The following is a 17,379-nucleotide window of genomic DNA, read 5'->3' as shown; positions in this document are numbered from 1 at the left end:
GCCACCGCCCGTCGGGTGGTCAAGCCAGTGTTACGCGACCCGGCCGATGCTTTCGACAGGCGACGTCTTCTCGCGATCGGCGGCTTTTGCCGCGTAGAGCGCGCGGTCGGCGACCTCGAGCAATTTGCGCGCGCTGTCGCCGTGCTCGGGCCAGCTGGCGGTGCCGATGCCAGCGCCGACACCGATCGAGCGGCCGCCGATGCGGTAGGGCGCGGCGAGCGCGGCGAGAACATGGTCGGCAAGCGAGGTCTTGAGCAGGATCGACCCGGCGGGCACGAGGATCGCGAATTCGTCGCCGCCCTGCCGCGCGACCACCGCATGATCGCCGCACGCGCGGCGCAGACGCTCGGCGAGCTCGCACAAGACGCCGTCGCCGATCGCATGGCCGTGCTGGTCGTTGATCGGTTTGAAGCCGTTGAGATCGAGCAGCGCGATGGCGAACGGGTTGGCCGCGTCGCCCTTCGCAATCTCTTCGTCAAGCCGCATGTCGAACTCGCGGCGATTGGCGAGGCCGGTCAGCGGATCGGTGTGCGCCAGGTCGCGCATCTGGTGCTGAAGCTGGAGCAGGTCGATCAGCTGGTCGTGCTGCTGGAGGATCATGCGCAAGAGGAAGATCGTCGCGACGACCAGGCTGGTGCCCGCGGCGATTTCGGGCGGATTGCCCGATGTCAGCATCAGGAACGAGATCGGCACCAGCCCGATCAGCAGGTTGATGAAGGTCGCGAGGCGGATCGACGACAGGCAATAGGCGGTCGCGAGCGAGCCCATCGCCATGATCATCGCATAATAGCTATGCGTCGAGGGCGGCGCGGCGAGCCAGTTGATCACCGTCCAGCTGCTGCACATCGCGCCCGTCGTCCCAGACAGCCACATCGATTCTTTGATCATCCGCCGTGCGCGGCGCAGGCTCATCCGCCGGCCGCGATTGTGCATCAGAAAAACGAAGCCGAGCAGGCCGATGAGCGCCAGCGTGACCGGAAAGCCGATGCGGACGATCGGATGGACCGTCTGCACCCCGGCATAGATGGCGGTCGGCGTTGTCGCCGCCAGCATCAGGAAAAGCATCGGGGTCAGCGTTTCGACGCGATTGGCGCGCAGCAAGGCGACGTCGTCCCGAATCGCGTCCGGAATCGGCGGAAAGAAGCGCGTGCGCAGCCAGTGATAGACCCCCGTCATAACGGCGGGATAGCAAGCGCGAGTAAAGCAGGGGTTAAGGAATGAAAGCCTGTCTTATCACAAAGCTAAGTGGCGCCCGCGGGGAAATGGCTTGCGAAATATTAACCATGTTCAGGGACAAGCCCGGCCACTTGTTTCGCGCCCGAAAGGAGCCACGCCATGTCTTATCCGACGCCGCAGCCGACCGCATCCAATCCCGCGCCGGCCGCGCCGATGCCGCCGGCCGATCCCACGCTGCCGCAGGATGACACGTCCGCGCAGCAGGCCGCACGCGCGGCGCAGCTGACCGCGACGCAGGCCGTTTATACATGGACGACCGACGTCCCGACCCTGCCCGGCGTGCCGCTGGCGACCAGCGTGCCGAAAAATGACGAGCCGACGATCGCCTGGTTCGTGATCCTGATCGGCGTCGGGCTGGGCATCGTGCGCAATGCGCTGACGGTGAAGCTCGGCGGCGTCGACAAGGGCGAACTCGATAGCCCGCGCGCCGAATATGAGGCCGCACTCGCCGAATGCGATGCGATCGAAGCCTCGGCGGCGAAGATTGCGGTCGAACATGGCGTGCATACCGGCGGCAATATTTTCGAACGCGTCGTGGGCGATGTCGAAAACGCCGTCGCCGCCGCCGAGCGCGACGCGCATGTCGCGCTGCTTCAGGGTTACAAGGACCGGCTCGAAGAGCTGATGAAGGTCGAGGACGCCGACGGGCTCGGCAGCAAGACGCCGCGGAGCATCGAGGCGTATCGCGCGCTATTCGCCACGCTGCCCGTTCCGGGCGTCAGCTATATGTTCCAGGATGACAGCGAGTTCGCGCGGCTGCGCGTGCAGGGTCCGAACTGCATGCTGATCACCGCGGTCGGCGATGCGCTGCCCGCCAATTTCCCGCTGAGCGCCGCCAAATATAGTGCGGTGGTGAATGGCGACACGCTGGGCAGCGCGCTCGCAGATGGGCGGCTGTTCCTGCTCGATTACAAGCCGCTCGAGGTGCTCGATCCCGGCACCTATGGCACCCAAGCCAAATACGCCTGGCAACCGATCGCGCTCTTCGCGGTGCCGCCGGGCGGATCGTCGCTGATCCCCGTCGCGATCCAGTGCGGGCAGGATCCGGCCGACACTCCGATCTTCACCCCCTCGCCCGTCGCCGACAAGATCTGGGGATGGGAAATGGCGAAGTTCGCCGTGCAGGTCGCCGACGGCAATTATCACGAGCTGTTCGCGCACCTTGCGCGCACGCATCTGGTGATCGAGGCGTTCGCGGTCGCAACGCATCGTCATCTGGCCGAAATCCATCCGATCTGGGCGCTGCTCGTCCCGCATTTCGAGGGCACCTTGTTCATCAACGAACAGGCAGCAACCTCGCTCATCGCGGCCGGCGGCCCGATCGACCATATTTTCGCTGGCACGATCACGTCGAGCCAGCTCGCCGCGGTCGACGCGCGGCTGGCGTTCGATTTCTATGGCAAGATGCCGCATGCCGACTTTTCCGCGCGCGGGGTCGGGGTGGATTCGGCGCTCGCCGATTATCCGTACCGCGACGATGCGCTGCTTGTGTGGGACGCGATCCGCGAATGGGCGCGGCAATATGTCGACCTTTATTATGCGCACGATACCGATGTCGTCGCCGACACCGAGCTTGCCGCCTGGGCGGCGTGCCTTGCGGGCGAGGCGAAGATCAAAGGCTTCGGGCCGGTGACGACGCGCGCGCAGCTCGCCGAAATCTGCACGATGGTGATGTTCACCGCGAGCGGGCAGCATGCCGCGGTCAATTTCCCGCAAAAGGACATCATGGCCTTTGCCCCCGCGGTCACCGGCGCGGGCTGGCAGGCGGCACCGAACGGTCAGCGCGGGCATGACAAGGCGGGCTGGCTCGCGATGATGCCGCCGATGGCGCTCGCGCTCGAACAATTGAATGTGCTCGAACTGCTGGGATCGGTCCATTACCGCCCGCTCGGCGATTACCGCAGCAACGCCTTTCCCTATCCTTTGTGGTTCCAGGATCCGCGCGTGACGGGGGCTGAAGGGCCGCTCGCCTGGTTCCAGGCTGCATTGCAGGGCGTCGAGGCGGAGATCGCGACGCGCAATGCGGAGCGGATGCAGCCATACCCCTATCTGCAGCCGAGCCTGATCCCGACGAGCATCAATATTTGACGATCAAGAGAAAGGGCACCGGGCCATTCCGCAATTGGATGGCCCGGCGCCCTTTTTTTTCCTCAGCCTGTCTTTTCGGCCTTGCGCCGGAACGGATGAAGCAGTTGCGACGGGTAGGATGCCGGCATTTTTTCGTCGATGCCATAACGCGCCGGGAGTGTCCCGTGCGTCATATTCGCGGTGCCGAACAGCAGGTCCCAGAAGGACAGTTGGGCGCCGAAATTCCGGTTCCAGGCTTCAGGATTGTCGGCATGGTGCCAATGGTGGAATTCGGGCGACGCGATCAGCCAGCGCAGCGGCCCGATGCTGACGCGGACATTGGCGTGCAAAAGCAGCGTATGCCACTGATAGATCAGCGAGAAAATGAGAATCGCTTCAGCCGTGAAGCCGAGTGTAAAACAGGGAATGAGCGACGCGCCCTTGGTCAATATCTGATCGACCGGATGGATGCGATGCGCCGCCAGCCAGTCGAGATCTTCGATGCTGTGATGCACCGCATGAAAACGCCAGAGCAGGGGCACGCTGTGGAAGAGACGGTGAAAAGTATAAAAGAGGAGATCGGCGACGACGATCAGCTCGATCACCTGCAACCATAAAGGCTGGTCCGCGACCATTGTCCGGAAGACGCCCGGCACGAAGCGTTCGCCGAGCACCATCGCCAGCACGACGATCGCAACCACACCGATGCCGATCGGCACGCGGTTGACGATGAAATAGATGGTATCGGTGACCCACCCCGGGCGGAACATGCGCTGCTCCCTGCGTCGCGGCAGTAGCCGCTCGAGCGGCAGGAACAACAGCGCGACGAGAAGCAGGTTCTGGACATCGATAAAGCCCAAGAGGAAATTCATCCGCGTGGTCCCGATCAGAAGACGAAGGGGATCAGCCGGTAACGCACCTTCCGGCTCATGTCCTGATAGGCGGGATCGGCCATCAGCACGCGTTCCTCGGCCATGATCCGCGCGATATTGAGCCCGAGTGCAAGGCTATAGACCGCAAGGTTCCACCAGTTCGGGCCGCTAAGCAGAAAACCGATGTGGGTGAGCATGTAGCCCGCATACATGGGGTGACGTACGAAGCGATACGGGCCGCTGACCTTCACCCCGCGGTTCGCCGCGATGACGCCGAAGCTGCGCCGCAGCGTGAATTTGGCGTAAAGCTGGAAGAATATGCCCGCGATGATCAGGAAACCGCAGAAGGCGATGGGTACGAGCGGGGTGTCACTCGGCGCGATGACCAGCATCGCGGCGAACGTGCCGCCGAACCCCAGCGCCCAATCGAGCGGGCGGAGCGAGATATCGTTGGTGGACCGGCGGAACAGGACGAAGAAGACCACGCAGCCCTCGGCGAGCAGCAGCAGCCAGTTCTGAGAATGCCCCGCAATCGCCGATGGTATGAGCCGCGACGCCAGCGTCGCCAGCAGCAGAACGACGACGACTTTTTCCAAAAGGTCCCAATGGATGACGCTTACCGCCGGTTGCGACTTGCCGCCCGAAACGCTCATGATGCCATATCCCCACTAGATCAGGAGGATCGGATAGCGCCCGGATGGTTACCAACCGGATAATTTCGGAGATCTATCGCCGCGGCCCGGGCCTATTTGTCGCGTTTCTTCCGATGACTCTCAAGGTCGAGCACGGCATTCTCGCCGCCCTCGGGCAGCAGGCCGAGCCGGCGCGCGACCTCCTGATAGGCTTCGACTTCGCCGCCGAGGTCGCGGCGGAAGCGGTCCTTGTCGAGCTTTTCGTTCGTCGTCATGTCCCACAGACGACAACCATCCGGGCTGATCTCGTCGGCGAGGATGATGCGGCTGAAGTCGCCTTCATAAAGGCGCCCGAACTCGAGCTTGAAGTCGACGAGGCGGATGCCGACCGCGGCGAACATGCCCGACATGAAGTCGTTGATGCGGATCGCCATGTCCTGGATGTCGTGAAGCTCGTCCTGGCTGCACCAGTTGAAGCAGGCGATATGCTCCTCGGCGACGAGCGGATCGCCGAGTGCGTCATCCTTGTAGCAATATTCGATCAAGGTGCGGGGAAGCTGCGTCCCCTCCTCGATGCCGAGGCGCTTCGACAGCGTGCCCGCAGCGACGTTGCGCACAATCACTTCGATCGGCACGATCTCGACCTGACGGATCAGTTGCTCGCGCATGTTGAGGCGGCGGATGAAATGGTGCGGCACGCCGATATTGCCGAGCAGCGTGAAGACATGCTCCGAAATCCGGTTGTTGAGCACGCCCTTGCCGCTGATCGTGCCCTTTTTCTGCGCGTTGAACGCGGTCGCATCATCCTTGAAATACTGGATCAGCGTGCCCGGTTCGGGGCCCTCGTACAGGATCTTCGCTTTGCCTTCGTAAATCTGGCGGCGACGGGACATGGCGTGCAAACTTTCTGTCGGAACCAAATGAATGACCCCGGCAAAGCGACTCAGACGGAGCGCGGCGCCGGGGCGGTTGGGCGCCCTATAGCGGCAAAGGTCGGGCGCGTCATCCCCGGCATCGCACGCGCTGATTTACGTTTACGTCAACTAGAGCTTGCACTCCTCCGCCTCGCTTGCGACGCTGCACAAAAGCCAAGGAGAGAGATGGATGAGCTTCGACCAGATTCGCCTCGACCGCCATGAGGGCATCGCGCTGCTGACGCTGCATCGCCCCGACCGGATGAACGCCTTTACCACCGAGATGATGCTGGAGATCGTCGCCGCGCTCGACGAGTGCGACGCCGACGACGGTGTGCGCGCGGTGATCTTCACCGGATCGGGCGACCGCGCCTATTGCGCCGGCGCCGACCTCGGTCAGGGCGCCGCGACCTTCGATTATGACAAGCGCACCGACAAGGCGGCGCTGCTGCCCGAGGGCATGGCGGCGAGCCCGGTCGCCGAGGACGGCACGATCGACTGGTCGCACCCGCTGATCCGAGATTCGGGCGGGCGCGTCTCGATGCGTATCTTCGACTGCAAGAAACCGGTATTAGGCGCGATCAACGGCGCCGCGGTCGGCATCGGCGCGACGATGACGCTGTCGATGGACGCGCGGCTCGCGAGCGAGACCGCGCGCTACGGCTTTGTCTTCGCACGCCGCGGCATCGTGCCCGAGGCGGCGTCGAGCTGGTTCCTGCCGCGTCTGGTCGGCATCCAGAATGCGGTCGACTGGTGCTATTCGGGGCGGCTGATCGACGCCGCCGAGGCGCATGCGAAGGGGCTGGTGCAATCGGTGCACGCGCCCGGCGAACTGGTCGACGCGGCGATCGCCAAGGCGCGCGAGCTGACCGAGCATAGCGCACCCGTGTCGGTCGCGCTTACCCGCCACATGCTGTGGCGGATGCTCGGCGCGCCGCATCCGATGAGCGCGCACCGCTGGGACAGCCGCGCGATCTTCGCGCGCGGGCGCAGCGCCGACGCCGCCGAGGGCGTGTCGAGCTTCCTCGAAAAGCGTCCCGCGAACTTCACCGTGAGCGTCGCGAACGACTATCCCTGGTTTGCGGAGTTCGAGGACACACCGCCTTACGGCTGAACGCGCTTCCGGAAATAGGGCCGGAAAAACATATAGAGGCCCGAGAATATCAGCAGGAAGAGCGGCGGCAGCGGCAGATAATAGACCCACTGGGCGGGCTCCTGCCCCGCCCCGAGCATGACGAAAATCGCGAGAACGATCGCCGAGAAGAGGATCGACACCCAGCGGTGAAACTGCCGGATCCACAGGTTCCAGTTCATAAGATTCTCCCTGTTTGATTGTCAGTCGAGCTTGGCCACGACCTTTTCCAGATTTTCGAGATGGATGCGCCAGCCGCCCTTGGCGCCGCCGAAGGCCTGCTTCTGGTCGGGGCGGAAACCGACCTGCTCCATGCGCAGCAGCGTTCCGGCCGCGGTCGGTTCGAGCGTGAAGGTGACGACGCTGTCCAGCGCGTAGGCCGGATCATCGTGCGTGGTATTCCAAGCGTAGGACAGCGTCCGCCCCGGTTCGACATCGAGGATTTCACAATCGACATGGCCCCAGTCGCCGCGCAGCTGGAAGCGGTGGCCAAGGTCGAGGCCGAAATCATTCTTCATCAACCATTCCTCGATCAGATGCTGTTGCGTCAGCGCGCGCCACAGCTTTTCGGGCGGGTGCGGGATTTCGCGTTCAACGGTTACGGTGCGCACGTCGGTATCGGTCATTGATCCATCCTTTTGAGCAAATTTTCGAGATCGTCGAACCGCGCTTCCCAGAAGCGGTTCATGCGCCCGGTCCAGTCGACCAGCGGCGCGAGCGCGCGCTGCTGCGCGCTGTAATGCGTTTGCCGCCCCTCGTGCCGGTCGAGCACCAGCCCCGCCTGTTTGAGGATGCCGAGATGCTTCGACACCGCGGGCTGCGAAATGCCCGCGCCCGCGGTCAGCGCGCCGACCGTCTGCTCGCCGTCCAGGCAAAGCCGTTCGAACAGCGCGCGCCGGCTGGGATCGGCGAGCGCCTTGAAGAGAAGATCGGGCGAGGGTTGCGTCATAATTCATAACTCACTGGCTATGCATTTTCTCATAACCATATAGTTATGGATGTCAAGCGCCGCCATTGCGGCGGCCGCGCCGCCCATCGGATGCTGGAGCCGGCGTTTGCCTTCTGGCTAGATAGCGGAATGAGACCTCCGGGCTCGCCTTCCGTCCACCCTTCGCGCCGCATCGTCTGCGCCGGGATGCTGGCGGGCCTGACCCTCCCGTCCATTGCAATTGCGAGGCCCGTCATGCCCAATCGCGCGATCAACCCGACCGGCGTCTCTTATGCGCAGGCGCATCTTGTCGAAGCGCCGACGCGCTGGCTGTTCGTCAGCGGCCAGATTCCGGTCGACGAAAAGGATCGGGTGCCCGCGGACTTCGAGAAACAGTGCCGGCTCGTCTGGCGCAATATCGAAAAGCAGCTTCTAGCCGGCGGGATGACCTTGCAGGACCTGGTCAAGGTCACCGTCTTTCTGTCGGACCGCCAATATCGCGCGGCGAACTACAAGGTGCGGCACGAAGTCCTGGGCGGCCATTCGCCCGCGCTGACGATCATCATTGCCGGCATCTACGACGAGGCGTGGCTGCTCGAGATCGAGGCGATCGCCGCCGCTTGATCCGCGCCTAGCGGTCCTTGTCGCGTTTCAGGATCAGCGCGGTGGTCGTGTCCTCGACCCCGGCGATCAAAGCGATCCGGTCGCGCGCGGCGTTGAGCCCGGCCGCATCGGCAGCCTCGATCTCGACCAACAGGTCGATCTCACCGCTGAGCGAATAGCAGCGCGCGACCTCGGCCATGCCCGTCACCGCCGCGACAATATCGGGCGAAGGGGTGCGCGCGAGCCGCAATTGCAGGATCGCCGCAATCCCGCCCTCATCGACGATGCGCGCGTGATAGCCGCCGATCGTTCCCGCGGCTTCCAGCTTCGACAATCGCTCGCGCACCGAACTGCGCGCTAGGCCCACGGTCGCCGCGATCGTCTTCAGCGGCAGGCGGGCGTTGCCCCGCAGCATCATCACGATTTGCCGATCGGTCGCGTCCATAGTCTCTCTCCCGCCGCCCTTTTGACGCCGCCACCGCCGATCGGACGCTGGCCAACCGCCTCGGGTCCGGCAAAATTCATTGCGCTTCTGCTAGCGTCTTGCCGGAGAGAAAGTCCATGATGTTTGCCAACCGTCCGCCAGCGCTCCTCTGCCTGATCATGCTTGCGGGATGTACCGCGGCGGCCGAGACCCCGTTGCCGGGCAGCGCGAAGCTGTGGACCCCCGCCGCCATCTCGGGGCCGGGCTATGAATCCTCGCCGACGTTCACGCCGGACGGGCGGACGATGATCTATCTGGCCGCCGACAAGGATTTCGCGAATTACCGGCTGATGCAGTCTCGCTGCGAAAATGGCGCGTGGGGAAAGCCCGCGCCACCGCCCTTCGCGATGCCGTTGCCCGTGATCGAGGCCGATCCTTTCGTCACTCCCGACGGCAAGCGGCTCTATTATATCTCGTCGCGCCTTGCGCCCGCGAAGGAGGATTTCGACATCTGGTATGTCGAGCGCACCGCGGATGGCGGCTGGGGCGAGCCGCAGCGTCTGCCCGAACCGGTCAATTCGCCCGCCGCCGAACTCCTCCCGCGCACCGACGCCGACGGCCGCCTTTATTTCGGATCGAGCCGCGCGGGCAGTGCGGGCGGCGGCGACATCTATGTCGCGACCGAAGTCCGGCCGGGCGAATGGACGGTCGCCAACCTCAGCCCGCCGGTCAGCGGGGGCGGTTACGAGTATGAGGCGGAGATTTCGCGCGACGGAAAGACGATGATCGTCGTGTCCGATCGCGGCGATCGGTCGCACCTCTACCGCTATCGCCGCGAAGGCGAACGCTGGGTCGAGGTCGGGCGCATTCCCGCCGATCCCGCCCAGTTCCAGGTGGGCCCGCTGCTGTCGCCGAAGGGCGACCGGCTGCTCTTCGCGCAGCGGCACGGCGATCGGTCGGGCGAGATGTTCCTGATCGATCTCGTCCCAGAGCCCGACCGGTCGTGGCCGCCGACGTGCGGCGATCAGGCGGCGTCGTAGACGCGCCGCCCGCGCGTTGCGGTCATGCTGTGCGTATTCTTCAGCGCGAGCGAGCGTGCCCGGATCGTTTCGACGCTGTGCCAGTTCGCGGTCACCCGCTCGGGGGAGAATTGCACGGTCACATAGCCGCGATCCGCGGTATTCGCCCATTTGAGCTGCGGCGACGAGCGGCGCAGCGCCGTCACGCGCGCCTCGTCGGTCACGCCCTTGATATAGCTTTCATACCCCGGCGAGGTGACGCTCTGTCCCGCAATCTCGATCCCCGCCGGCCGGCCGTCCTCGGCGAGGTCGAAGGCCCAGGCATTGTGCGTGTCGCCGGTCAGCGTGACGAGGTCGGCGTCGGCGCGCTGCGCCGCGGCGAGCAGGCGCGAACGCGCGGCGGGATAGCCGTCCCACGCGTCGAGGTTGAGCGGCAGCCCCGCCTTGGCCGCCAGCTGGCCCGCCTCGACCCGGCGGCGGATATAGTCGGGCTGTTCGCCTGCAAACCAGTCGCGCGTTTCGGGCGGCGTGAAGAGCGTGCCCATCACGACCTGCTGCGCGCAAACCTGCCAGCGCGTACCGGCCTTCGTCGATGCGGCGAGCCCGTCGAACAGCCATTTTTCCTGCGCCGCGCCGAGCATCTGGCGCGCGGCGTCGCGGTAGCCGGTTTCGGCGAACTGCTTGAGCTTTGCCGCGGCATCACCGCCGCCCGCGATAATCTCGTCGACCTCGAACTGCCGATCGCGGGCGGTCACGCGCGTTTCGGGAAGGAAGATCGTCGCGAGGTCGCCGACCTGATATTGGCGCCAGCGTGCGTCGGCGACGGGCATCCATTCGCGATAGGCGCGTTCGGCGGCGGCCATGCGCGCCGCCCAGTCGCCTTCGCCTTCATTATGGTTTTCGGCACCGCCCTTCCAGACGTCGTTCGCGAATTCATGGTCGTCCCACTGGGCGATCATCGGGAACAGCTGGTGCAGCTTCTGCAGGTCGGGGTCGGCACGATAAGCCGCATAGCGAAGGCGATAATCGGCAAGCGCGACGATCTCCTGCGCCGGCTGGATCTCGCGCCCGGGCAGCGCCTGCTTCGCCGAAGGATAGTCGCCCGCCTTATATTCGTAGAGATAGTCACCGACATGCGCGACAAGGTCGATGTCGCCGCGCGCCGCGGCATGGCCATAGGCATTGAACCAGCCGAACGGCATGTTCGAACAGGAGAAGAGCGCGAGATTGAACGCCTTGGTCGAACCCTGCGGCAAGGTGCGCGTGCGGCCGGTAACCGACCTGGTGCCGTCGGGGGCGATGAAGCGATAATGATACCAGCGGCCGGGCTTCAGCCCGCCGACGACCAGCTTTGCGGTATGATCGCGCTCGCCTGCCGCGACGACGCCGCCGCTCGCAACAACCTTGGAGAAATCCTCGCTTTCCGACAATTCGGCGGTCAGCGCCGTGTCGTTCGCGGCGGCATAGCGCGTCCAGAGCAGCACCGAATTCGGCCCCGGCTCGCCGCTCGCGACGCCATGGGTAAAGCCCTGCGCCATCATCGCGCGCGCAGCGCCCGGCAGCGACAGCGCCGCCAGCCCGACGGTGCCCAGCTTGATCAGATGACGCCGGTCGATCTCGCCCCAATGATGATGCATCGCGAATCTCCTCCTCTTTGGCCGGGTCTTTGCCCCGCCTTTGTGACGATTCGGTGCTAGCCCATCACCCCGAGCGCGAGCAGCAGCAGCATGAAGGTGATGACCGAAAAGAGGCTGAAAAAGAGAAGCAGGCTCGTGCGCACGAGCGCCCCGAAGCGCGACGAGCGATAGGCGCCACGAAGCTGGCGGTACATATGGAAGGGCACATAGAGCATCGCGAACGCGGTCGCGACGTCGCCGAATATCGTCAGGTTGAACAAGCGCACGACGACGAACAGGAGCAACATGAAGCTGATCGAATACGTGACGAAGACGAAATGGTCGTAGGTGTGAAAGCGGCGACTGAACGGAAACAGCAGCCACATGAAGGGCAGCGACAGCGGGATCAGCGCCCAGGCGAATTTATACGCGTTCGCCTGTAATTTGTATAATATGAGCGCGGGGTTCGCGTTCGCCTTTTCAAGGCCCTCGTCGATGAACGGCACCCCGGTATTGAAATTGGTGCGTGAAACGAATTCGACGCTGGTCATCATCTGCTGCGCCGGATCGTCGAGCACCGGCGGCCCCTTGGTACGCTCTTCCTTGCTCATGCTGCGCGCGACGCCGAGATAGTTGGCGCTTTTCTGGAGCGTTTCGCGCTCTTCGACGAGCAGGCGGCGTTCGGCCGCCTTCAAGTCCTTGACCGCGAGGCTTGCGTCGACGCGCTTAACCTCCTCCTCGAAACTTTCCTTGAGCGCGTTCGAGCGCGTCTGCTCGGCCGCTGCCTTCGCGATCCCCTCGCCGACCCCGCCACCGCTGCCGACGATGGCGAGCACGGCATAGGTCAGGAAGACCGCGAACAGGAACAGCGCAAGCGGCGAGACAAAGCGCGCGCGTTCGCCGTGAATATAGCGCCGCGTCAGGTCGCCCGGCCGCCAGCTGAGCAGCGGCAGCGTGTTCCAGACCTTACCTTCAAAATGGAAGATCGCGTGGACCAGATCGTGCCCGATTGCGCCGAAGCTGCGATGCACGTCGGCGCGCTGCCCGCAATAATGGCAATGCGAGCCCGCGAGGCTGGTGCCGCAGTTGAGGCAGCGCGCGCCGGCATGGGGCGCGCCCGTGCCCCCATGCCGCGGCTCGACCGCCTGCCCTGCCAACCCGGCGGTAACCGCCGCCCCGATGCCTTCGATGTCCCCGCTCATGGCGCCCTGCCTAAAGGCGCGCGCGGCAGCGCGCAACGGGACTTTCGGGGGTCAGGTAAAACGTGATAGTGGCAGCGCCATGAACGCCGAAGCCCTCTCCGCCCCGCCGATGCCCGGCGATGCCGCCGCCCTGATCGCCGACATGGGCGCGCGCGCGCGCGCCGCGTCGAAAGCGCTCGCGCTGGCGCCGACGGCGGACAAGGCGGCTGGACTGGTTGCGGCGGCGGCGCAGATTCGTGCGCGGGCGGCGGATATTCTTGCGGCCAATGCCGAGGACATGGCGGCAGGACAGAAAAACGGCCTGTCGGGCGCGATGCTCGACCGGCTGCGGCTCGACAAGGGCCGGCTCGCGGCGATCGCCGACGCAATCGACGATGTCGCGGCGCTGCCCGATCCCTCGGGTGCCGAAATCGATCGCGTGACGCGGCCCAACGGGCTCGTTCTCAGCCGCGTGCGCGTGCCGCTCGGCGTCGTCGGCATCATCTATGAAAGCCGCCCCAATGTGACCGCCGATGCGGCGGCGCTGGGGCTGATGTCGGGCAATGCCGTGATCCTGCGCGGCGGCAGCGAGGCGGTGCATTCGAACCGCGCGATCCACGCAGCGTTCGCCGCGGGGCTGGTCGAAGCCGGCCTGCCCGCCGACGCGGTGCAGCTCGTGCCGACGCAGGACCGCGCCGCCGTCGGCGCGATGCTGCGCGCGCAGGGGCTGATCGACATCATCATCCCGCGCGGCGGCAAGGGGCTGGTCGCGCGCGTGCAGGACGAGGCGCGCGTGCCCGTGCTCGCGCACCTCGACGGCATCAACCACCTCTATATCGACGGCGCCGCGGACCCGGCGAAAGCCGTCGAGCTTGCGGTCAACGCCAAGATGCGCCGCACCGGCGTGTGCGGCGCGACCGAGACGATCCTGATCGACCGCGCCTATCCCGCGCCGCTCGCGATCGTCGACGCGCTGGTCAAGGCGGGCTGCGAGGTGCGCGGCGACAAGGGCGTCGTGGCGCTGAGCCCGCATGTCGACGCGGCATCGGCGGGCGACTGGGACACCGAATATCTCGACGCGATCGTGTCGATCGCGATGGTCGACGGCCTTTCCGGCGCGCTCGCGCATATCGACGCGCATTCGAGCCGCCACACCGACGCAATCGTCACCGAGGATGCGGCGGCCGCCGAGCGCTTCCTGACGGGCGTCGACAGCGCGATCGTGATGCACAATGCCTCGACCCAGTTCGCCGATGGCGGCGAATTCGGCCTCGGCGCCGAAATCGGCATCGCCACGGGGCGTCTGCATGCACGAGGGCCCGTGGCACTCGAAGGGCTCACCACCTATAAATGGCTGGTGCGCGGAAGCGGGCAAGTCCGGCTTTGACGGCCGTCAAGCCCAGCAGAAGGGCACGATGGTTTCGCTGGGCGGCCCTCATCTTGCTGATCGCCGCAACGCCATTTTTTTGGCTTGTTGCGCGGGATGCCCTGCTCATACTGCGCGCCGATGAAGGCCACGGAAAAGAAATCGCGCGGAACATCGTCGCCGATCGCTTGGTAGAGACGATCCGCGATTCAAAGGCAGCCCCCTTTACGCGAGAGCCACTCTATCTGACGATCATGCTCGATCCATCTTGTTTCGTGATCGACGGGAAGAGCTTCCGCCCGAGCAAGACGCCGGCCGAAGCCGGTTCGCTTCGTGACAAAAAATTTCCGTCGCTTGAAGAAATTCTCTCCAATCATCGCTGGATCGCCGAGCGCGAAGTCCGAGATCTCGTTTTTCGCACGCAAGTTTCGGACGGCTTTTCAACGGGTGAGCTAATCGCTTTGAACGGTTGCATCGCCGCGACACCGCTCGTGAGATGGTGCGAAAACAAGGTCTCCGTGCGGATCGATAAGATGGGCGACACGACCTACCGCAAGGTTGCCGCTCGTTTAGGACTAAAAGCGCAACGAGCCGGCGAACCTGATCTTGAATGTTACATGCTGCCTGAGGTTGTCGAAGGGTCAGCTGAGCCGTGATCCCCACCGGCCTCCTCGGCGGCAGCTTCAATCCCGCACACGGCGGGCATCGCGCGATCAGTTTGAACGCAATCGAGGCGCTCGGCCTCGACGAGCTGTGGTGGCTGGTGTCGCCCGGCAATCCCTTAAAGCCCAAGGCGGGCATGGCATCGCTCCCCGCGCGCCTCGGCTCGGCGCAGCACGCGGCGCGGCGTTCGCCGATTCGCGCAACGGGAATCGAGGCCGAACTCGGCACGCGCTACACGATCGACACGCTCAAAAAGCTCGTCCGGCGTTACCCGAACCGGCAGTTTATCTGGATCATGGGGGCCGATAATCTGGTCCAGTTGCCCCAATGGCGCGACTGGCGGGGGATTGCCCGACTCATGCCGATTGCGGTTATCGCGCGTCCGGGCTATAATGACCGCGCCCATGCAAGGCGTGCGATGGGTTGGCTTCGGCGCTTCGTCCGGCCCGTGGACCAGAAATTACATTGGACGGACTGGAGACCGCCCGCCCTCGTGTTCCTGCGATTTTCGCCCGATGTGCGATCCGCAACTGCGATACGGCAGGCCAACCCCCGCTGGTTCGAACGCTATGAAGGCCGCGCCTTGCGCGACCCGCTGACCCGTTCGCGCCTTGTGGACCCGACTAGGAAAGGACGCATTTGATCTCCGCAACCCAGGATGCCGCCACCGGCGCCGCATCCGCCAACGATAACGTGGATACGCTCCACGCGCTGATCCTCCACCAGCTGGATGAGGACCAGGCCCAGGAAACCATCTCCATCCCGCTTGCCGGCAAAAGCAGCATCGCCGATCATATGGTGATCGCGAGCGGCCGGTCGACGCGCCATGTCTCGGCAATCGCCGAGAAACTGGCACAGCGGATCAAGCAGGAAGCGGGCCGCCAGGTTCGCGTCGAAGGGCTGCCCAATGCCGACTGGGTGCTGCTCGATGCGGGCGATGTCATCGTCCACCTGTTCCGCCCCGAGGTTCGCAGTTTCTATAACCTCGAGCGCATGTGGTCGTTCGGCGACGCGCCGCCGGTTACCGCGGCAAATTGACGTCCGCCCCGCCTACCGGCTAGGCGGACGCTCATGTTGCTGCACATCATCGCGCGCGGGCGCATCGGGCGCGGGCCCGAGGCCGAGCTGGTCGAGCGCTATATGAAGCGCGTGACCTGGGCGCAGAAGATTTCGGAGCTTCCCGATACGGGCGGCCGTCTGCCCGCCGCTGCGGAGAATAGCCGCACCATCCTCCTCGACGAGGGCGGCGACCAGATGTCGTCGCTCGAATTTGCCAAATTGCTCGAAAAATGGCGCGACGGCGGGGTGCGCGAGGCGCGCTTCTGCCTCGGCGCCGCCGCCGGTTTCACCCCCGAGGAGCGCGAAGGCGCCGATAAGGTCATCGCCTTTGGCCGCGCGACCTGGCCGCATCTGATGGCGCGCGCGATGCTCGCCGAACAATTGTGGCGCGCGACGAGCATTGTCGCGAACCACCCCTATCACCGCGAAGGGCGCCAGTGAGGCGCGCGCTCGCGGCTCTCGCGATCACCGTCGTTTTGGGCGGCGGGGCGGCGCTCGCGCTGGCGCCGATCGACATCTTCGATCCACAGGCGATCGCGGCGCGCGAGCGCATGCAGCTGATCGATGCCAAGCAACAATCGGCGGCGGCGATGGCGCGCAGTGCGTTGCTCGAAAAACAGGCGTTGGCGGCGAGCAGCGAGGCCGACCGGCTGAAGAAACGCAGCGCCGCGCTCGCCGCGCGCATCCAGTCGGCCGAGGCCGACATCGGCGCCGGTGAAGCCCGCGTCGCGCTCGTCAGCCGCCGCCTCGCGGGTCAGCGCGCGCGGCTGGCGCAGCAGCAGCAACCCTTGCTCGAACTCGCCGCATCGCTTCAGCAATTGAGCCGCCAGCCCCCCGTCAGCGTGCTCGCGCAGCCGGGATCGCTGACCGACATGGTGCATGCGCGCGCGGTAATCGACGCCGCGATGCCGGTGATCGAGCGCCGCACCGCCGGAGCGCGGCGCGAACTCGGGGCGCTGCAGACGGTGCGGCAGCAGCAGGCGATCGCATTGAAGGCGCTTTCGGCGAGCAAGACCCAGCTCGCGCAGCGCCGCGACGCGCTCACGCGGCTCGAAAATGAAGGACGGCTGCGCTCGCGCGAGCTGATGAGCAGCGCGCAGCTTGAGGCCGACCGCGCGCTCGGGCTTGGCGAAAAGGCGCGCGATATCGTCGACCTGATGGACTCGCTCGAAGCCGATAGCGCGGTGCGCGCCGAACTCGCGCAGCTCGCCGGCCCGCTGCCGCGTCCGCGCAACCCCGAAGGCAGCATCGCCGCCGCCGTACCGCCCGCCGCCGCCGAGTCCGAATTGACGCAAGGCGCCTATCGACTGCCCGTCGTCGGACGCATCGTCGCGGGGCTGGGCGAGGTCAACGAAAGCGGCGTGCGTTCGCGCGGCGTCACCATCGCAGCACGCCCGGGTGGGCAGGTCGTCGCCCCCGCCCCGGGCCGCGTCGGCTTTGCCGGCGATTATCGCGGCTATGGCAAGATCGTGATCATCGACCATGGCGGTGGCTGGGTGTCGTTGCTCACCGGGATGATCGCATTGTCGGTCGGGGTCGGCGATACGCTCGATTCGGGGGCGCCGATCGGCCGCGCCGGATCGGACGACAGTCGCATCACCGTCGAGCTCCGCCGCGCCGGCCGCCCCGTCGATATTGTCGCGATGATCGGCTGAGCGGCACCGTTA

At 65.4% G+C, this 17,379-nt stretch carries 20 protein-coding genes; 10 read left to right on the top strand and 10 right to left on the bottom strand.

Features of this window, described 5'->3' with window-relative positions; translation table 11 throughout:
- Window positions 1-30: 30 nt before the first annotated feature.
- A complete protein-coding gene (locus ACTJI5_RS13185; RefSeq protein ID WP_440860631.1) occupies window positions 31-1,176 on the bottom strand; it encodes a GGDEF domain-containing protein in 1,146 nt (381 codons plus the stop codon).
- Window positions 1,177-1,335: 159 nt separating this feature from the next.
- Here ACTJI5_RS13185 and ACTJI5_RS13180 point away from each other — a divergent pair, with 159 nt between their 5' ends.
- Complete coding sequence (locus ACTJI5_RS13180; protein WP_440860630.1) at window positions 1,336-3,324, top strand: lipoxygenase family protein; 1,989 nt, start codon at window positions 1,336-1,338, stop codon at window positions 3,322-3,324.
- A 62-nt stretch (window positions 3,325-3,386) separates the two neighbouring features.
- On the opposite strand, the gene ACTJI5_RS13175 is transcribed toward ACTJI5_RS13180, so the two are convergent.
- The 3 genes from ACTJI5_RS13175 to purC form a co-directional block, all read right to left on the bottom strand.
- A complete protein-coding gene (locus tag ACTJI5_RS13175) occupies window positions 3,387-4,175 on the bottom strand; it encodes a sterol desaturase family protein (protein ID WP_058539740.1) in 789 nt (262 codons plus the stop codon).
- 14 nt (window positions 4,176-4,189) lie between these two features.
- Window positions 4,190-4,828 carry a methyltransferase family protein gene (locus ACTJI5_RS13170; protein ID WP_058539741.1) on the bottom strand — a complete coding sequence of 213 codons (639 nt, stop codon included), beginning with the start codon at window positions 4,826-4,828 and terminating at the stop codon, window positions 4,190-4,192.
- Window positions 4,829-4,920: 92 nt separating this feature from the next.
- Window positions 4,921-5,700: a phosphoribosylaminoimidazolesuccinocarboxamide synthase gene (purC, locus tag ACTJI5_RS13165; protein ID WP_056368675.1), complete on the bottom strand. Its 780-nt coding sequence runs from the start codon at window positions 5,698-5,700 to the stop codon at window positions 4,921-4,923.
- Window positions 5,701-5,911: 211 nt separating this feature from the next.
- On the opposite strand from purC, the gene ACTJI5_RS13160 reads away from it, so the two are divergent.
- Window positions 5,912-6,835 (top strand): crotonase/enoyl-CoA hydratase family protein, encoded by a 924-nt coding sequence (locus ACTJI5_RS13160; RefSeq protein ID WP_440860629.1) that lies wholly within the window; start codon window positions 5,912-5,914, stop codon window positions 6,833-6,835.
- Here ACTJI5_RS13160 and ACTJI5_RS13155 read toward each other — a convergent pair.
- Genes ACTJI5_RS13155 through ACTJI5_RS13145 form a run of 3 tightly spaced genes read right to left on the bottom strand, consistent with a single transcriptional unit; the run spans window position 6,826 to window position 7,802 of the window.
- Window positions 6,826-7,035, bottom strand: a complete 210-nt coding sequence (locus ACTJI5_RS13155; RefSeq protein ID WP_440860628.1) for a hypothetical protein — start codon at window positions 7,033-7,035, stop codon at window positions 6,826-6,828. The genes ACTJI5_RS13160 and ACTJI5_RS13155 overlap by 10 nt on opposite strands.
- 21 nt (window positions 7,036-7,056) lie before the next feature.
- The gene (locus ACTJI5_RS13150; RefSeq protein ID WP_310255109.1) at window positions 7,057-7,479 is read right to left on the bottom strand and encodes an SRPBCC family protein; all 423 of its coding nucleotides are present in this window, start codon (window positions 7,477-7,479) and stop codon (window positions 7,057-7,059) included.
- Entirely contained in the window at window positions 7,476-7,802 is a 327-nt protein-coding gene (locus tag ACTJI5_RS13145; RefSeq protein WP_037513915.1) for an ArsR/SmtB family transcription factor, read from the bottom strand. Before ACTJI5_RS13145 ends, ACTJI5_RS13150 begins: the two co-directional genes overlap by 4 nt.
- A 234-nt stretch (window positions 7,803-8,036) precedes the next feature.
- On the opposite strand from ACTJI5_RS13145, the gene ACTJI5_RS13140 reads away from it, so the two are divergent.
- Entirely contained in the window at window positions 8,037-8,405 is a 369-nt protein-coding gene (locus ACTJI5_RS13140; protein WP_440860627.1) for a RidA family protein, read from the top strand.
- Between the two features lie 7 nt (window positions 8,406-8,412).
- On the opposite strand, the gene ACTJI5_RS13135 is transcribed toward ACTJI5_RS13140, so the two are convergent.
- A complete protein-coding gene (locus ACTJI5_RS13135) occupies window positions 8,413-8,829 on the bottom strand; it encodes an Lrp/AsnC family transcriptional regulator (protein ID WP_440860626.1) in 417 nt (138 codons plus the stop codon).
- A 116-nt stretch (window positions 8,830-8,945) separates the two neighbouring features.
- Between ACTJI5_RS13135 and ACTJI5_RS13130 the strand changes: the two genes are divergently transcribed.
- Window positions 8,946-9,848 carry a hypothetical protein gene (locus tag ACTJI5_RS13130; RefSeq protein WP_440860625.1) on the top strand — a complete coding sequence of 301 codons (903 nt, stop codon included), beginning with the start codon at window positions 8,946-8,948 and terminating at the stop codon, window positions 9,846-9,848.
- Here the strand turns inward: ACTJI5_RS13130 and ACTJI5_RS13125 are convergent.
- Together ACTJI5_RS13125 and ACTJI5_RS13120 are read right to left on the bottom strand one after the other, a co-directional pair.
- A complete protein-coding gene (locus tag ACTJI5_RS13125; protein ID WP_440860624.1) occupies window positions 9,833-11,464 on the bottom strand; it encodes an alkaline phosphatase D family protein in 1,632 nt (543 codons plus the stop codon). The genes ACTJI5_RS13130 and ACTJI5_RS13125 overlap by 16 nt on opposite strands.
- Window positions 11,465-11,520: 56 nt before the next feature.
- Window positions 11,521-12,645, bottom strand: coding sequence for a DUF3667 domain-containing protein (locus ACTJI5_RS13120; RefSeq protein ID WP_440860623.1), 1,125 nt, complete (start codon window positions 12,643-12,645; stop codon window positions 11,521-11,523).
- Between the two features lie 79 nt (window positions 12,646-12,724).
- Between ACTJI5_RS13120 and ACTJI5_RS13115 the strand changes: the two genes are divergently transcribed.
- Genes ACTJI5_RS13115 through ACTJI5_RS13090 form a run of 6 tightly spaced genes read left to right on the top strand, consistent with a single transcriptional unit; the run spans window position 12,725 to window position 17,367 of the window.
- Window positions 12,725-14,011, top strand: a complete 1,287-nt coding sequence (locus ACTJI5_RS13115; protein WP_440860622.1) for a glutamate-5-semialdehyde dehydrogenase — start codon at window positions 12,725-12,727, stop codon at window positions 14,009-14,011.
- Between the two features lie 53 nt (window positions 14,012-14,064).
- On the top strand, window positions 14,065-14,646 hold the full coding sequence (locus tag ACTJI5_RS13110) for a hypothetical protein (protein WP_440860621.1): 582 nt from the start codon (window positions 14,065-14,067) through the stop codon (window positions 14,644-14,646).
- Window positions 14,643-15,296 carry a nicotinate-nucleotide adenylyltransferase gene (locus ACTJI5_RS13105; protein WP_310255101.1) on the top strand — a complete coding sequence of 218 codons (654 nt, stop codon included), beginning with the start codon at window positions 14,643-14,645 and terminating at the stop codon, window positions 15,294-15,296. The genes ACTJI5_RS13110 and ACTJI5_RS13105 overlap by 4 nt, the downstream gene beginning before the upstream one ends.
- The gene (rsfS, locus tag ACTJI5_RS13100) at window positions 15,293-15,691 is read left to right on the top strand and encodes a ribosome silencing factor (protein ID WP_137893304.1); all 399 of its coding nucleotides are present in this window, start codon (window positions 15,293-15,295) and stop codon (window positions 15,689-15,691) included. The genes ACTJI5_RS13105 and rsfS overlap by 4 nt, the downstream gene beginning before the upstream one ends.
- A gap of 33 nt (window positions 15,692-15,724) precedes the next feature.
- On the top strand, window positions 15,725-16,153 hold the full coding sequence (locus ACTJI5_RS13095; RefSeq protein ID WP_440860620.1) for a 23S rRNA (pseudouridine(1915)-N(3))-methyltransferase RlmH: 429 nt from the start codon (window positions 15,725-15,727) through the stop codon (window positions 16,151-16,153).
- On the top strand, window positions 16,150-17,367 hold the full coding sequence (locus ACTJI5_RS13090) for a murein hydrolase activator EnvC family protein (RefSeq protein WP_440860619.1): 1,218 nt from the start codon (window positions 16,150-16,152) through the stop codon (window positions 17,365-17,367). Before ACTJI5_RS13095 ends, ACTJI5_RS13090 begins: the two co-directional genes overlap by 4 nt.
- Window positions 17,368-17,379 lie beyond the last annotated feature (12 nt).

It is taken from the genome of Sphingopyxis sp. 22461, from assembly GCF_052044915.1.
Taxonomy (GTDB): Bacteria; Pseudomonadota; Alphaproteobacteria; order Sphingomonadales; family Sphingomonadaceae; genus Sphingopyxis.
Note: the sequence above shows the minus strand (reverse complement) of the source record. Positions and strands in the feature narration are given on the sequence as shown.

Bases quoted from the DNA above. Each gene is read 5' to 3' on its own strand.
- ACTJI5_RS13185 (WP_440860631.1), bottom strand. From the start codon at position 1,176: ATGACGGGGGTCTATCACTGGCTGCGCACGCGCTTCTTTCCGCCGATT.
- ACTJI5_RS13180 (WP_440860630.1), top strand. From the start codon at position 1,336: ATGTCTTATCCGACGCCGCAGCCGACCGCATCCAATCCCGCGCCGGCC.
- ACTJI5_RS13175 (WP_058539740.1), bottom strand. From the start codon at position 4,175: ATGAATTTCCTCTTGGGCTTTATCGATGTCCAGAACCTGCTTCTCGTC.
- ACTJI5_RS13170 (WP_058539741.1), bottom strand. From the start codon at position 4,828: ATGAGCGTTTCGGGCGGCAAGTCGCAACCGGCGGTAAGCGTCATCCAT.
- purC (WP_056368675.1), bottom strand. From the start codon at position 5,700: ATGTCCCGTCGCCGCCAGATTTACGAAGGCAAAGCGAAGATCCTGTAC.
- ACTJI5_RS13160 (WP_440860629.1), top strand. From the start codon at position 5,912: ATGAGCTTCGACCAGATTCGCCTCGACCGCCATGAGGGCATCGCGCTG.
- ACTJI5_RS13155 (WP_440860628.1), bottom strand. From the start codon at position 7,035: ATGAACTGGAACCTGTGGATCCGGCAGTTTCACCGCTGGGTGTCGATC.
- ACTJI5_RS13150 (WP_310255109.1), bottom strand. From the start codon at position 7,479: ATGACCGATACCGACGTGCGCACCGTAACCGTTGAACGCGAAATCCCG.
- ACTJI5_RS13145 (WP_037513915.1), bottom strand. From the start codon at position 7,802: ATGACGCAACCCTCGCCCGATCTTCTCTTCAAGGCGCTCGCCGATCCC.
- ACTJI5_RS13140 (WP_440860627.1), top strand. From the start codon at position 8,037: ATGCCCAATCGCGCGATCAACCCGACCGGCGTCTCTTATGCGCAGGCG.
- ACTJI5_RS13135 (WP_440860626.1), bottom strand. From the start codon at position 8,829: ATGGACGCGACCGATCGGCAAATCGTGATGATGCTGCGGGGCAACGCC.
- ACTJI5_RS13130 (WP_440860625.1), top strand. From the start codon at position 8,946: ATGATGTTTGCCAACCGTCCGCCAGCGCTCCTCTGCCTGATCATGCTT.
- ACTJI5_RS13125 (WP_440860624.1), bottom strand. From the start codon at position 11,464: ATGCATCATCATTGGGGCGAGATCGACCGGCGTCATCTGATCAAGCTG.
- ACTJI5_RS13120 (WP_440860623.1), bottom strand. From the start codon at position 12,645: ATGAGCGGGGACATCGAAGGCATCGGGGCGGCGGTTACCGCCGGGTTG.
- ACTJI5_RS13115 (WP_440860622.1), top strand. From the start codon at position 12,725: ATGAACGCCGAAGCCCTCTCCGCCCCGCCGATGCCCGGCGATGCCGCC.
- ACTJI5_RS13095 (WP_440860620.1), top strand. From the start codon at position 15,725: ATGTTGCTGCACATCATCGCGCGCGGGCGCATCGGGCGCGGGCCCGAG.